Consider the following 14,948-nt stretch of genomic DNA (forward strand, 5'->3'; position numbering starts at 1 on the left):
TAAGGCGTTTCTGCCTTACGGGACATATTTCAGACGGCCTCGTCAAATTCTTAAAGACCGCCTGAAAATACTTACGCCATCGTACGGATGTCGGTAAAGTGTCCGGTAACGGCGGCAGCGGCGGCCATAGCGGGGCTGACGAGGTGGGTGCGCCCGCCGTTGCCTTGGCGGCCTTCAAAATTGCGGTTGGACGTGGAGGCGCAGCGTTGACCCGGCGTGAGGCGGTCGGCATTCATCGCAAGGCACATCGAACAGCCCGGTTCGCGCCATTCAAAGTCGGCTTCGATGAAAATTTTATCCAAGCCTTCTTTTTCGGCTTGTTCTTTAACCAAACCGGAACCTGGGACGATCAATACGCGCTGTACGTTGGCGGCTTTTTTGCGGTCTTTGGCGATGGCGGCGGCTTCGCGCAAGTCTTCAATGCGGCTGTTGGTGCAAGAGCCGATGAATACGATGTCGACAGGGATTTCGTTCAGCGGCGTGCCTGCCTTCAAACCCATATATTCGAGTGCGCGCTCCATACCGCTGCGTTTGACCGGATCGGTTTCTTCGGCGGGATTCGGCACTTTGCCGCCGATGTTTAAAACCATTTCGGGCGACGTGCCCCAAGTAACTTGCGGTTCGATGTCTTCGGCGTTGAAACGGTATTCTTTATCAAAAACCGCGCCTTCGTCAGACACCAGCGTGCGCCAGTACTCGACGGCTTTGTCCCATGCCTCGCCTTTGGGTGCGAAAGGTTTGCCTTTGACATAGTCGATGGTGGTTTGATCGACGGCGACCATACCGGAACGCGCGCCTGCCTCAATCGCCATATTGCACAGGGTCATCCTGCCTTCCATCGAAAGGCTGCGGATGGCTTCGCCGCCAAATTCGATGGCGTAGCCCGTACCGCCTGCCGTACCGATTTGGCCGATGATGTAAAGCGCCACGTCTTTGGCGGTAACGCCCGCTTTTAATTTGCCGTCAACGGCAATCAGCATGGATTTGGATTTTTTCGCGGTAATGCACTGGGTCGCCATGGTGTGCTCGACTTCGGAAGTGCCGATGCCGTGCGCCAGTGCGCCGAATGCGCCGTGGGTGGAAGTGTGCGAGTCGCCGCAGACGACGGTCATACCGGGCAGGGTTGCGCCTTGTTCGGGCCCCATAACGTGGACGATGCCCTGACCTTTGTCCATAAACGGAAAATAGGCGAGTGCGCCGAATGTTTTGATGTTTTGATCCAACGTATCGACTTGCAGCTTGGAAATCGGGTCTTGGATGCCTTTGTCCCAATCGCCGGTCGGGGTGTTGTGGTCGGCGGTGGAAACGACGCTGTCGATGCGCCACAGCTTGCGCCCCGCCATTTTCAGACCTTCAAACGCCTGCGGGCTGGTTACTTCGTGTACTAAATGGCGGTCGATGTAAAGCAGGACGGTGCCGTCTTCTTCTTCGCGGACGACGTGGCTGTTCCAGAGTTTGTCGTAAAGGGTTTGTGCTGTCATGATGTTGTTCTTTTGGATAAATGGTGATGCGGATTGGGCGGATTTTAGACGTATTCTTTATACCGCGCAACAGATTTTGTCTAATTTTTGAGTCGGTGTTATGTTGTAAACAATTTTAACGAAAAAATTAGACATATTGTCCATTTTGGTAAACAGTTATATCTAAAGAATGATCCGATATGAAAGAATACTTGTCGTCATTCTTTCAAAGGCATTATTATCTGCATCTTGTCAAAAACACACAGAGGCAGACGAAAGATGAAATTACCGGTTATGTCGCCCGAACATTCGGCGCAACTTCAGGCATTTGAGGCAAAAATCCTGTCCAATCACGCCAAAATCGAAGCGTGGTTCCGCACGCAGTGGAACGCGTACCGCCCGCCGTTTTACGGTTCGGTCGATATACGCAACGCCGGTTACAAAATTTCGTCTATCGATATGAATTTGTTTCCGGGCGGCTTCAATAATCTGAATCCGAATTTCATCCCACTGGCGGCGGTTGCCGCGCAAGATGCGGTGCAACGCGCCTGCGAAACGGCGAAATCCGTATTGATTATTCCCGAAAACCACACGCGCAATACGTTTTACCTGCAAAACGTTTACGCCCTCAGCGAGATTTTGCGCTCGGCAGGGTATGAAGTGCGCTTGGGCAGCCTGAATCCTGAGGTAACCGAGCCGACCGAGTTTGAAACCGCGTTGGGTGACAAAATCCTGTTGGAACCTTTATTGCGTACCCGCGAGCGCGTCCATCTTGTAGACGGTTTTTCGCCTTGCGTCGTCTTGTTGAACAACGACTTGTCCGCAGGTGTTCCCGACATTCTCAAAGACATCAGCCAAACCGTATTACCCCCGTTGCACGGCGGTTGGACGACGCGCCGCAAAACAGATCATTTCAGCGCGTATAACCAAGTTGCCACCGAATTTGCCAAGTTGATCGACATCGACGAGTGGCAGATTAACCCTTATTTTGAAAAAATCGGCGGTTTAGACTTCCAAGAGCGCGAAGGCGAAGACGCGTTGGCGGAAGCGGTAGAACGCGTATTGGCGAAAATTCAAGCCAAATACGACGAACTGGGTATTACCGACCAGCCTTTCGTTATTGTGAAAGCAGACGCAGGCACTTACGGCATGGGCGTGATGAGCGTCAAATCCGCCGACGAAGTGCGCGGCTTGAACCGTAAAAACCGCAACAAAATGGCGAAAGTCAAAGAAGGCTTGGAAGTCAGCGAAGTGATTGTACAAGAAGGGATTTATACTTATGAAACCTTAAACGGCGCGGTGTGCGAACCCGTCGTCTATATGATGGACCGCTTCGTCATCGGCGGCTTTTTCCGCGTACACGAAGGGCGCGGTGCGGACGAAAACCTCAACGCCGGCGGTATGGTGTTTGTTCCGCTGTCCAACAGTATTCCGACCGGTAACGGCGATAATTCGCAAGAAGCCCCCGAAGCCTGCAAACGCGTATTCGAACAATGGGATTCGCTCGGTATGCCGCGATCCGAAAAAGACTGCGATGTCGATAATGTCCACAACCGCCTCTATGTGTACGGCGTGATGGCGCGCCTGTCGCTTTTGGCAGCTTCAATCGAGTTGGAAGAAACGGCGTAAGACTGTTTTGAAATACAGATGCCGTCTGAAGCGGAAATCCGGTTCAGACGGCATTTCGGATATTTGGCGTGTGGGAATATCTGTTTCAGACGGCATCTCAGACTATTTTAAAAAAGGGAAAACATGAGCATCAAGCAATGGCCGGAAGGCGAAAGGCCGAGGGAAAAGCTGTTGGAACGCGGGGCGGCGGCGTTGAGCGATGCCGAACTTTTGGCAATCCTTTTACGCGTCGGAACGCGCGGGATGAGCGCGGTCGATTTGGCGCGCTATCTGTTGCAGGAGTTCGGCAGCTTGGGGAAGCTGATGAGCGCGGAGGTCGGCAAACTGTCGGCATACAAGGGTATGGGGACGGCGAGTTTCACACAGTTCGCCGTAGTCAGGGAAATCGGGAGGCGGATATTGTCGGAAGAATTGCAAGAAGAAATTACCTTATCCGATCCCGATACCGTTGCTGATTATTTACGCTTTCATTTGGGGCAGGAAAAAGTCGAAGTCAGCGTCGCGCTGCTGTTGAACCGCCAAAACCAACTGATTGCGGTCAGGGAGCTGTCGCGCGGTACGGTTGCGGAAAACACGATTTACATCCGCGAAATCGTCAAACTGGCTTTGGACGAGTATGCGGACAGCCTGATTATCGCGCACAACCACCCGGGCGGTTCGCCCGAACCTTCGCAGGAAGACATCATGTTCACAAGGCGGCTGGCACAGGCCATGTCGCTGGTCGATGTTTCCCTGCTCGACCATTTTATCGTAACGGCGCAAAGCGTCTGTTCGTTCAGGCAGCTCGGGCTGATGCCCTGACACCCTGTTTTACATTCGGCGGCTCTGATAAAATAGCCGCTTCGACCGTATTCGACAGATATTGTTAAGTTAATGGAAACACAAAACAAACCTACCGTTACCGACATCGACCGCCCGGTTCTCGTTCCGCCCGGCGGACATAAAAAAGTCTTGCTGCATTCCTGCTGCGCCCCGTGCAGCGGCGAAGTGATGGAGGCGATGCTCGCCAGCGGCATCGACTACACCATTTATTTCTACAATCCCAATATCCATCCGCACAAAGAATATATGCTCCGAAAAGAGGAAAACGTGCGCTTTGCGGAAAAGTTCGGTATCCCCTTCATCGACAAAGACGACGATTACGAAAACGACCGCAAAGAATGGTTTGCCAAAGCCAAAGGCATGGAGTTTGAGCCGGAACGCGGCATCCGCTGTACGATGTGTTTCGATATGCGTTTTGAAAAAGCGGCGCAATACGCGCACGAACACGGCTTCCCCGTCTTTACCAGTTCGCTGGGCATTTCCCGTTGGAAAAATATGGCGCAAATCAACGACTGCGGACACCGCGCCGCCTCGCCCTATGATGATGTGGTCTATTGGGATTTCAACTGGCGCAAAGGCGGCGGCAGCGCGCGTATGATCGAAATCAGCAAACGCGAAAACTTCTACCAGCAGGAATATTGCGGCTGCGCCTATTCCTTGCGCGATTCCAATGCCCACCGCAAATCGCAGGGACGCATCCCCATCAAACTCGGCGTGCTGTATTACGGCGACGAATCGACACAATACGAACCTGCACCCATCCGGGTGGACAAATAAGCACCCGATGCCGTCTGAAGGTTCAGACGGCATCGGGTTCGGCATCGGCACGGTGAAAGGTTTGCCGGTTTGGCAATCGGTAAGCGGAAACCGCATTGACAAGTTTGCCGTTTTGATATGGTGGATTAAATTTAAATCAGGACAAGGCGACGAAGCCGCAGACAGTACAGATAGTACGGCAAGGCGAGGCAACGCCGTACTGGTTTTTGTTAATCCACTATAAAACACCCCGTTGCCGCGTCGGGAGGACGGGCATTATGAAATCCCTTTTTATTTGGCTGCTTCTATTGGGCTCGGCGGCAGGCGTTTTCTACCATACCCAAAACCAATCCGTGCCGGCGGGCGAACTTGTCTATCCGTCCGCACCGCAAATCAGGGACGGCGGCGACGCGCTGCACTATCTCAACCGCATCCGCGCCCAAATCGGTTTGCACGAGCTGGCACACGCACCGGTTTTGGAAAACTCCGCCCGCAGGCACGCACGCTATCTCACGCTCAATCCCGAAGACGGACACGGCGAACACCATCCCGACAATCCACACTACACCGCACAAAAGCTGACCGAACGCACACGCCTTGCCGGGTATCTCTACAACGGCGTGCATGAAAACATCAGCACGGAAGAAGAAGCCGCCGAATCGTCCGACAGCGATATCCGTACGCAGCAACGCCAAGTTGACGGATTGATGAGCGCAATCTACCACCGCCTTTCCCTGCTTGACCGCCATACCGACGAAGCAGGTGCGGCATTTGTGCGCGAAAACGGCAAAACCGTCGTCGTATTCAATCAGGGCAACGGCAGGTTTGAGCGGCATTGCGCCCAAGGCAGGAATCAGCCCGAAGCGGGACGGAAATATTACCGCAACGCCTGCCACAACGGTGCGGTCGTGTACACCGACGAAGTCATGCCCGCAACGGAATTGCTTTATACCGCCTATCCGGTCGGCAGCGGCGTGCTGCCTTATTTTTACGGGGAACGTCCCGACCCCGTGCCGGAATATGAAATGACGGGAAATCCTGCCAGCATTGATTTTTCCGAGGCGGCAGGCAAAATTACGATGAAAAGTTTCAAGTTGTATCAGGGTAAAAACGAAATCCGCCCCGTCAGGGTTTTAACCGCCGGCAACGACCCCAACGGCAGGCTGACCGTGTACCAATTCGCGCTTTTCCCGCTCAAGCCTTTGGAATACGGCACGCTCTATACGGCGGTATTCGACTATGTCCGCAACGGACGGCACGCGCAGGCGAAATGGCAGTTTAAAACGCAAAAACCCGATTACCCTTATTTTGAGGTGAACGGCGGCGAGACGCTTGCCGTCAAGAAAGGCGAAAAATATTTCATTCACTGGCGCGGACGCTGGTGCTTGGAAGCGTGTACCCGTTATACCTACCGGCAGCGGCCCGGCAGCCGCCTGTCCATAGGAAGGCACGAGGCGGGCGGCATCGTCTTCAGCGTTGGCGGAATGACGGGCAGCCGCATCACGCTTGCACCGGAAGACAGCCCGGGACGCGGCGTTACCCTTTATTTACAGGATTGAATACATGACAGGCAGAACAGACCGCAACGGCAGTACCCAAGCGCAACCGGAACGCGTCATGCTGGTGGGCGTAATGTTGGACAAAGATGGTACGGGCAGCAGTGCCGCCCGTCTGAACGGCTTTCAGACGGCATTGGCGGAAGCGGTGGAGCTGGTCAAGGCGGCAGGCGGCGATCCCGTCATCGTGGAGACCGCCAAACGCGACCGTCCGCACACCGCGCTGTTTGTCGGCACGGGCAAGGCGGCGGAGCTGTCGGAAGCAGTTGCCGCAGACGGCATCGATTTGGTCGTATTCAACCACGAACTCACGCCCACGCAGGAGCGCAACCTCGAAAAGGAGCTGAAATGCCGCGTATTGGACAGGGTGGGGCTGATTCTGGCGATTTTCGCCCGCCGCGCCCGCACGCAGGAAGGCAGGCTGCAAGTCGAGTTGGCGCAATTGAGCCATTTGGCGGGACGCTTGATACGCGGTTACGGACACCTGCAAAGCCAGCGCGGCGGTATCGGCATGAAAGGTCCCGGCGAAACCAAACTGGAAACCGACCGCCGATTGATCGCCCATCGGATCAACGTCTTGAAAAAACAGCTTGCCAACCTTAAAAAACAGCGCGCCCTGCGCCGCAAATCCCGCGAATCGGGCAGAATCAAAACATTTGCGCTGGTCGGCTATACCAATGTCGGCAAATCCAGCCTGTTCAACCGGCTGACCAAGTCGGGCATATATGCGAAAGACCAGCTTTTCGCCACACTCGACACGACGGCACGGAGGCTGTATATCAATCCGGAATGCAGCATCATCCTGACCGATACCGTCGGATTCGTCAGCGATCTGCCGCACAAACTGATTTCTGCCTTTTCCGCCACGCTGGAAGAAACCGCGCAAGCCGATGTGCTGCTGCACGTCGTCGATGCCGCCGCCCCGAACAGCGGACAGCAGATTGAAGACGTGGAAAACGTACTGCAAGAAATCCATGCCGGCGATATTCCGTGCATCAATGTGTACAACAAAACCGACCTGCTGCCGTCTGAAGAACAAAACACGGGCATATGGCGCGACGCTGCGGGAAAAATTGCCGCCGTCCGCATTTCCGTTGCTGAAAATACCGGTATAGACGCACTGCGCGAAGCCATTGCCGAGTATTGTGCCGCCGCACCAAACACAGACGAAACCGAAATGCCATGAAAAAAACCTGTTTCCACTGCGGGCTGGATGTTCCCGAACACCTCCACCTGACCGTCCGTTACGAAAACGAAGACCGCGAAACCTGCTGTGCCGGCTGTCAGGCAGTCGCACAAAGCATTATCGACGCGGGCTTGGGCAGTTATTACAAACAACGCACCGCCGACGCGCAAAAAACCGAACTGCCGCCCCAAGAAATCCTCGACCAAATCCGCCTGTACGATCTGCCCGAAGTCCAGTCCGACTTTGTGGAAACCCACGGCGGCACGCGCGAGGCGGTTTTAATGCTCGGCGGCATCACCTGCGCCGCCTGCGTCTGGCTGATCGAACAGCAGCTTTTGCGTACAGACGGCATCGTCCGCATCGACCTCAATTACAGCACGCACCGTTGCCGCGTCGTCTGGGAGGACGGCAAAATCCGCCTTTCCGACATTCTGTTGAAAATCCGGCAGACAGGTTACACCGCCGCACCCTATGACGCGCAAAAAATCGAAGCCGCCAACCAAAAAGAACGCAAACAATACATCGTCCGTCTCGCCGTTGCCGGACTGGGGATGATGCAGACGATGATGTTCGCGCTGCCGACCTACCTTTACGGCAACGATATTGAAGAAGATTTCCTACAAATCCTCCATTGGGGCGGTTTCCTGATGGTGTTGCCGGTTGTCTTTTACTGCGCCATTCCGTTTTATCAAGGCACGCTGCGCGACTTGAAAAACCGCCGCGTCGGCATGGATACGCCGATTACCGTCGCCATCATCATGACCTTTATCGCCGGCGTTTACAGCCTTGCGACAAATGCGGGGCAGGGGATGTATTTCGAATCCATCGCCATGCTGCTGTTTTTCCTGCTGGGCGGACGTTTTATGGAACAAATCGCCCGCCGTAAGGCAGGAGATGCCGCAGAGAGGCTGGTCAAGCTGATTCCTGCGTTTTGCCATCATATGCCCGATTACCCCGATACGCAGGAAACCTGCGAGGCAGCCGTCGTCAAATTGAAGGCGGGCGATATCGTGATGGTCAAACCGGGGGAGACCGTACCTGTCGACGGTACGGTTGTCGAAGGCAGCAGCGCGGTCAACGAAGCTATGCTGACGGGTGAAAGCCTGCCCGTCGCCAAAATGCCGTCTGAAAAAGTAACCGCAGGTACACTCAACACGCAAAGCCCCCTAATCATACGCACCGACCGTACCGGCAGCAGTACGCGCCTGTCCCATATCGTCCGCCTGCTCGACCGCGCACTGGCCCAAAAACCGCGCACCGCCGAGTTGGCGGAACAATACGCCTCTACATTCGTTTTCGGGGAGCTGCTGCTTGCCGTTCCTGTATTTATTGGTTGGATGTTTTACGCCGATGCGCATACCGCGCTTTGGATTACCGTCGCCCTGCTGGTCATTACCTGTCCGTGCGCCTTATCGCTTGCCACACCGACGGCCTTGGCAGCTTCTACCGGTGCGCTGGCGCGCGAAGGCATTTTAATCAGTGGTAAGCAAACCCTGGAAACGCTTGCCCAAACCACCGACATCATCTTCGATAAAACAGGAACGCTGACTCGGGGAAATCCCACCGTCAGCTGTATCTCCTTGTTGAGCGGCACAGACGAAGCCTTTGTTCTCGCGGTGGCGCAGGCGTTGGAACAACAGTCCGAACATCCCCTTGCCCGTGCCATCCTCAACCATCGTGTTTCAGACGGCATGATTCCTGACATACGGGTCGGACAACGCCTCAATCACGTCGGTGAAGGCGTAGGCGCGCAACTGACCGTCAACGGGGAAACGCAGGTGTGGGCATTGGGCAGGGCGGCTTATGTCGCTAAAATCGCCGGAGAACCTCCGCAGGATGAACAGGCTTCAGAAAGCGGCAGCGCGGTCTATCTCGGCAACCAGCTCGGTTTCCAAGCTGTGTTTTATCTTCAAGACCCGTTGAAGGAAGGGGCGGAGGAAGTTGTCCGCAAGTTGAAGCGGCAACACCTGACCCTGCACCTGCTCAGCGGAGACCGCGAAACCGCCGTTGCAGAAACCGCACGCGCCTTAGGTATCGGACACTACCGTTCCCAAGCCATGCCGGAAGATAAGTTGGAATATGTCAAGGCTTTGCAGAAAGAAGGGAAAAGAGTGTTGATGATAGGCGACGGCATCAACGACGCGCCCGTTTTGGCGCAGGCCGATACTTCTGCAGCGGTGGCGGGCGGAACCGATATTGCAAGGGATGGCGCGGATATCGTCCTTTTAAACGAAGATTTGAATACCGTTCCGCATATGCTGGCACAGGCGGGAAGGACGCGGCAGATTATCCGTCAGAACCTGTCGTGGGCGAGTGCTTACAACATCATTGCCGTACCGCTTGCCGTTTTGGGCTATGTCCAACCGTGGATTGCCGCACTGGGTATGAGCTTCAGTTCGCTGGTCGTATTGGGCAATGCCATGCGGCTTCACAAGCAGGTGGACATGCCGTCTGAAAAAATGCCGTCCGAACAATGACGGACAGCGTTGCTTTAGACGTATAACAGTAACGGGGGCATTATTAGCACGACAGATACCATATTCCAATCTTTGCATACATGGCTTGATCATCAACCAAGATGATATTTCCCAAGCACAGCATGATACATGCCATTGAAAAATATAGAAAATTAATTGAAAGCTTAAATGGATATTGAAATGGATAATCACATAGTACAAATTATAAGAAGGTTCGGGCTAGGTAGGATATTTTTTTATTCGTATAGCAAATCATCTATAATAATTTTTTCTTCGTATGTTGTTTATTATATAATTTACAATTATCAATTTAATTACCTTTCGCTTTTAATTTATTTATTACCAATGTTGTGTAGTATATATATGATTATATTTTTTTTAAGAAAAACTAGGGAGATATTAACGATATATCAAAGAAAAAAATTTTTAAATTCTATTTTTTCATCCAGAGTTGAAATAATAATAGGTTCCAAGAAAAGAAAGTTGGGTATAAGCAGTTTTTATTTACTAAATTTATTATGGCTTATTTGGTGTCTTATGATTTATAGAGAACAAGTCCGATTAAATAACTTAACTCTCTTTTTATCCTTTATATTCTCATTATTTTTTTTATTATATAATTTTGTTTTATTTTTAAATGTTTATGTTAATTTTTTCAAATTAAGAGAAGCTCAATATGGAAAATAACAAAGTCAAGTCTGATTATGCAGCCAAACAGGAAAGTTTAGGAAAAGTTGGTGAAAACAAAAATGAGACGATGAAGATTCCCCCGCAGGTGGGAATCCATATACTTGGTTTTTCTTTTATTTTCAAATACTAATGAAACGGATAGGTCTGGATTTCTGCCTGCGCGGAAATGACGGAAATGTGCATTTCTAATTTTTACCCAGTATATAGTGAATTAAATTTAAACCGGTACATCGTTGACTCGCCTTAGCTCAAAGAGAACGATTCTCTAAGGTGCTCAAGCACCAAGTGAATCGGTTCCGTACTATTTGTACTGTCTGCGGCTCGCCGCCTTGTCCTGATTTAAATTTAATTCACTATAAAAAACCCCGAATCCTGATTGGCAAGATTCGGGGTTTTTGATTGCTGATGCCGTTCAGACGGCATTTTCAAGCAGATTATTGGTCCACAAATGCGCGCTCAATCAGGTAATCGCCGCGCACGCCTGTTTTCGGAGAGACGGTCAAACCGAAATCGTCCAAAACTTTGCAGGTGTCTTTCAGCATCGCAGGGCTGCCGCACAGCATGGCGCGGTCGTCTTGAGGATTGATTTTGGGCAGGCCGATGTCTTCAAACAGTTTGCCGCTTACCATCAGGTCGGTCAGGCGGCCGTGGTGTTCGAATTCTTCACGCGAAACAATCGGGTAGTAAATCAGTTTTTCTTTAACCAAGTCGCCGAGGTATTCGTGTTCGGGCAATTCTTTGGTAAAGCGGTCGTAGTACGCCAAATCTTTTTTGTAGCGCACACCGTGTACGAGGATGATTTTTTCAAATTGCTCGTAAATTTCGGGGTCTTTGGTGATGCTCAAGAAAGGAGCGATGCCGGTACCGGTGCTCAACAGGTAAAGGTGTTTGCCTGGATTCAGGTCGCCGGCAACCAGAGTTCCGGTCGGTTTTTTGCTGATTAACACGTCGTCGCCGACTTTGAGGTGTTGCAGGCGGCTGGTCAGAGGTCCGTCTTGGACTTTAATGCTGAAAAATTCGAGGTGTTCTTCCCAGTTGGCGGAGGCGACGCTGTATGCGCGCATCAGCGGCTTGCCGTCCACCATCAATCCGACCATGACGAACTGTCCGTTTTCAAAGCGCAACGATTCGTCGCGGGTGCAGGTAAAGGTAAAATATGCGTCTGTCCAGTGGTGTACGGACAATACTTTTTGGGTATTGAATGCTGCCATTTGGGTTTCCTGTCGGTAAAAGAAATGGATAGTGTTTATTTGGGACGTGCGGCAGAGTGAAAATATCTGCCCGATTCGGGATAAAGCCAAAATTCTAAACGAAACGGATGGTTGCGACAATGCTTGATGCGCGTTGGTTATATGCCGTCTGAAGGGCTTCAGACGGCATCGCTGGGCGGGCGGCGGCTTACGGCGGCATATCGGCAAGGGAAATCAGGGAAATCGAGGCTGCCAGCCTGAGCGCGTCCCGTCCCCAGCGGGGGTGTACCAGCCTGCGTATCGGGAGGATCGGTTTGACGGTGGCGGCAATCAGCTTTTGTATTTCGGCAGGCTGATCTGACAATACGCCGCCCCATTTTTCCGCAGCCGCTTCCAGCAGTCCGCCGTTTTTCAATATCAGCGCGGTCGAATGGATGTAGCAGAGCCAATCGCGGGCTTGGCATTGCGCTATGGTCAGGACTTCGGAAGGGTTGTCTTCAAAATCCAAAAAGCTGATGTTTTTTCCGTCCGACATCATATTCCGTGCAAACGCCTGACTGAGGAACTGCTGTTTTTTATGCACGCGTGCAATGGCTTCCAAACCGGCAAGCCAAGCGTCCACCTTTCCGGCTTCGGCTTCTTGGCGGATTTGCGCATCGAGCGGGATGCCTTCCAAATTGCCGAACATAAGGGCATTTTTCCGGACGGCGAGCAATTCGGGAACGACTATCCCCGCCGCGCGCAATTCGTACAGGCGTTTCGACTCGGTTGCAATGGCAGGCTCGCCGCCGAGGCTGGGAACCGGCTTTAACACCCCCAGTTTCAAATATCGGGCAACCATACCGAGCAGCGCGTAACGCCACCGCGCATTGTGCCTGCCTGCTTTGCGTACCCATACCTTGGTTCCGTCGGCAAGCAGGTGGGGAGCGATGGCTGCCTCCTGTTTTGCCGCCAATTCGTCCAGCAGTATGGAAAAACGGGTTTCCTGCATAGGTAAGGTCATTTTCTTTCAATCTTAAGTTCGGACGGAATGCTTCTGCACGGAGTATCAGGCAAGGGTTTGTTCGATGATGCCTTTTACTGCATCCGCACTGTTCGGCACGGTTTGCACGCGTTGCGGCAATTTTTCCAAACCTTCCAGCGCGGCGGGGCGCGGAATGGCAACATCGCCGACGGCTTCGCGTATGGTCGCATCGAATTTCGCCGCCAACGCGGTTTCCAAACAAACCACCGTTTCACCTTCTTCGCGCACTTCGCGTGCGACTTTTACGCCGTCGGCAGTGTGCGGGTCGATGAGTTCTTGATCTTGCTCGTAAACCTGTTTGATGGTGGCGAGGCGGTCGGCGTGGGTGGACTTGCCGGAAGTAAAGCCGTATTTACCGCCGACTTTGTCCAAGGCAAACCGCAGGTCAAAGCCCTTGCCAGCCGCCACTTCCGCCCACAGCGTATTGATTTCCTGAGGATCGCGATCCATCAGGTCGAACACGAAACGCTCGAAGTTGGACGCTTTGGAAATGTCCATCGACGGGCTGGAGGTAACATAAGTATGCGCGCTGTTGCGCGGGCGGTATGCGCCGGTTTTGAAAAACTCGTCCAACACATCGTTTTCATTGGTTGCCACAATCAGGCGGCGGACAGGCAGTCCCATTTGTTTGGCGATGTGTCCCGCGCAAACGTTGCCGAAGTTGCCGCTTGGCACGCAGAAGCTGACTTGCTCGTCATTGCTTTGCGTCGCTTTGAAATAGCCCGCAAAGTAATAAACCACTTGCGCGACGATGCGTCCCCAGTTGATCGAATTGACCGTACCGATATGGTATTTTTCCTTGAACGCGGCATCGTTCTGCACCGCCTTCACAATGTCCTGACAGTCGTCAAACATCCCCTTCACGGCGATATTGTGGATATTTCCGTCTTGCAGGCTGTACATTTGCGCGCGTTGGAACGCGCTCATTTTGCCGTCGGGCGACAACATAAATACGTTCACGCCTTTTTTGCCGCGCAAGGCATATTCCGCAGCCGAACCCGTATCGCCGCTGGTTGCGCCCAAGATATTGAGTTTTTTGCCTTCTTTGTTTAAAACATATTCAAACGCGTTGCCCAAAAACTGCATCGCCATATCTTTGAACGCCAGCGTCGGGCCGTTGGACAAGGCTTGGATTTTGATGCCGTCTGAAAGCGTGCGGACGGGGGTGATTTCCTTAGTACCGAACGCCGCTTCCGTGTAAGTACGGTTCAGAATATCGCGCAAATCGTCCTCCGGAATATCCGTAACGAATAGGCGCATAATTTCAAACGCCAATTCGGGATAAGCCAAACCGCGCCATTTGTCCAAGGTTTCGCGACCGATTTGCGGATAATGTTCCGGCAGCATCAGGCCGCCGTCGGGGGCAAGCCCCATCAATAAAACTTCGCTGAACGGTTTGTGTGCGGTTTCGCCGCGCGTGCTGATGTATTTCATGATTTTTCTCGTCTGTCGAAATTGCAGGAAAACGGCTTCAGACGGCATCTGCCTCATGCCGTCTGAAGGAGGTTAGCGGTACAGCCTGCCGAAGCAGGCGGAAACCGTTTTGACGGTCAGGGCGGCAAGCGCCTGATTGCGCGTGGACGGATCCAGCATCTGCATCACATCGTTGCCGGTCATCCGTTCCGGTGCTTCTTGGGCGACGCAAGCGCAAATTTTGTTTTCCCATTCCGCCTGTTTTTCGGCACTCATCGCCAGCGCGGTCAAACGCCATTCGCTGCGCCTGTTCAATTCCGCGCGGCATTGGCTCTCTACCGCCATTTTGACGATGCTGCCGCCCATACCTGTGCCGCCGTCTAAGCTGCCGAATGTGCCGCCGCCGACGGCGCAGCCGCCGAGTAAGATTGCCATCGGCAAAATAGACAAGGTTTTGTTCATCTCAATTCCTTTTCGGTTGAAACCCCGCCGTTTTATGGCGATAGGATCTGATTAGCCGCCCCGTTCGGGATAACGCACAGGGCGGCGTTTTATGCGCCGTTCCGCGTGCTGAAGCAAACCGTTTGAATATCCGGTTGAAACCGACGACATTATACTTCAATCGGGAAAATAAAAAATCCCGCCGCCGTCATTTTGCCTGTTTGCAAAAATGCCGTCTGAAACCGGTTCAGACGGCATTTCATTGTGGTTTATCCTAAAGACTTGAATGGATTTAACCTATTGT

General features: G+C 52.8%; 14 protein-coding genes. 8 read left to right on the forward strand and 6 right to left on the reverse strand.

What is annotated here, in order from left to right; genetic code table 11:
• Positions 1 to 71 precede the first annotated feature (71 nt).
• Entirely contained in the window at positions 72 to 1,481 is a 1,410-nt protein-coding gene (gene leuC / locus Q9J80_RS04720) for a 3-isopropylmalate dehydratase large subunit (RefSeq protein WP_304671663.1), read from the reverse strand.
• Between the two features lie 258 nt (positions 1,482 to 1,739).
• On the opposite strand from leuC, the gene gshA reads away from it, so the two are divergent.
• A complete protein-coding gene (gene gshA / locus Q9J80_RS04725; RefSeq protein WP_304671662.1) occupies positions 1,740 to 3,089 on the forward strand; it encodes a glutamate--cysteine ligase in 1,350 nt (449 codons plus the stop codon).
• Here gshA and Q9J80_RS04730 read toward each other — a convergent pair.
• Positions 3,063 to 3,185 carry a hypothetical protein gene (locus Q9J80_RS04730; protein WP_301001438.1) on the reverse strand — a complete coding sequence of 41 codons (123 nt, stop codon included), beginning with the start codon at positions 3,183 to 3,185 and terminating at the stop codon, positions 3,063 to 3,065. The genes gshA and Q9J80_RS04730 overlap by 27 nt on opposite strands.
• A gap of 27 nt (positions 3,186 to 3,212) precedes the next feature.
• Between Q9J80_RS04730 and radC the strand changes: the two genes are divergently transcribed.
• The 7 genes from radC (at position 3,213) to Q9J80_RS04765 (ending at position 10,706) form a co-directional block, all read left to right on the forward strand.
• A complete protein-coding gene (gene radC / locus Q9J80_RS04735; RefSeq protein ID WP_118792614.1) occupies positions 3,213 to 3,890 on the forward strand; it encodes a RadC family protein in 678 nt (225 codons plus the stop codon).
• A 72-nt stretch (positions 3,891 to 3,962) separates the two neighbouring features.
• Positions 3,963 to 4,688 carry an epoxyqueuosine reductase QueH gene (locus Q9J80_RS04740; protein ID WP_304671661.1) on the forward strand — a complete coding sequence of 242 codons (726 nt, stop codon included), beginning with the start codon at positions 3,963 to 3,965 and terminating at the stop codon, positions 4,686 to 4,688.
• Between the two features lie 7 nt (positions 4,689 to 4,695).
• On the forward strand, positions 4,696 to 4,911 hold the full coding sequence (locus tag Q9J80_RS04745) for a hypothetical protein (protein ID WP_304671660.1): 216 nt from the start codon (positions 4,696 to 4,698) through the stop codon (positions 4,909 to 4,911).
• Between the two features lie 34 nt (positions 4,912 to 4,945).
• Positions 4,946 to 6,226, forward strand: coding sequence for a CAP domain-containing protein (locus Q9J80_RS04750; RefSeq protein WP_304671659.1), 1,281 nt, complete (start codon positions 4,946 to 4,948; stop codon positions 6,224 to 6,226).
• Between the two features lie 4 nt (positions 6,227 to 6,230).
• Positions 6,231 to 7,409: a GTPase HflX gene (gene hflX / locus Q9J80_RS04755; protein ID WP_304671658.1), complete on the forward strand. Its 1,179-nt coding sequence runs from the start codon at positions 6,231 to 6,233 to the stop codon at positions 7,407 to 7,409.
• On the forward strand, positions 7,406 to 9,886 hold the full coding sequence (locus Q9J80_RS04760; protein WP_304671657.1) for a heavy metal translocating P-type ATPase: 2,481 nt from the start codon (positions 7,406 to 7,408) through the stop codon (positions 9,884 to 9,886). Before hflX ends, Q9J80_RS04760 begins: the two co-directional genes overlap by 4 nt.
• Before the next feature lie 676 nt (positions 9,887 to 10,562).
• Complete coding sequence (locus Q9J80_RS04765; protein WP_301673312.1) at positions 10,563 to 10,706, forward strand: hypothetical protein; 144 nt, start codon at positions 10,563 to 10,565, stop codon at positions 10,704 to 10,706.
• A gap of 304 nt (positions 10,707 to 11,010) precedes the next feature.
• Here the strand turns inward: Q9J80_RS04765 and Q9J80_RS04770 are convergent, their stop codons facing one another.
• From Q9J80_RS04770 to Q9J80_RS04785, 4 genes are all read right to left on the reverse strand, one after another.
• A complete protein-coding gene (locus tag Q9J80_RS04770; protein WP_002213456.1) occupies positions 11,011 to 11,787 on the reverse strand; it encodes a ferredoxin--NADP reductase in 777 nt (258 codons plus the stop codon).
• Positions 11,788 to 11,974: 187 nt separating this feature from the next.
• On the reverse strand, positions 11,975 to 12,769 hold the full coding sequence (locus Q9J80_RS04775; protein ID WP_301673313.1) for a BUD32 family EKC/KEOPS complex subunit: 795 nt from the start codon (positions 12,767 to 12,769) through the stop codon (positions 11,975 to 11,977).
• Positions 12,770 to 12,814: 45 nt separating this feature from the next.
• Positions 12,815 to 14,224, reverse strand: a complete 1,410-nt coding sequence (thrC, locus tag Q9J80_RS04780; protein ID WP_301673374.1) for a threonine synthase — start codon at positions 14,222 to 14,224, stop codon at positions 12,815 to 12,817.
• Positions 14,225 to 14,296: 72 nt separating this feature from the next.
• The gene (locus tag Q9J80_RS04785; protein WP_118792607.1) at positions 14,297 to 14,665 is read right to left on the reverse strand and encodes a hypothetical protein; all 369 of its coding nucleotides are present in this window, start codon (positions 14,663 to 14,665) and stop codon (positions 14,297 to 14,299) included.
• Positions 14,666 to 14,948 lie beyond the last annotated feature (283 nt).

It is taken from the genome of Neisseria blantyrii (assembly GCF_962747855.1).
In the GTDB taxonomy this organism is placed as follows: domain Bacteria; phylum Pseudomonadota; class Gammaproteobacteria; order Burkholderiales; family Neisseriaceae; genus Neisseria; species Neisseria viridiae.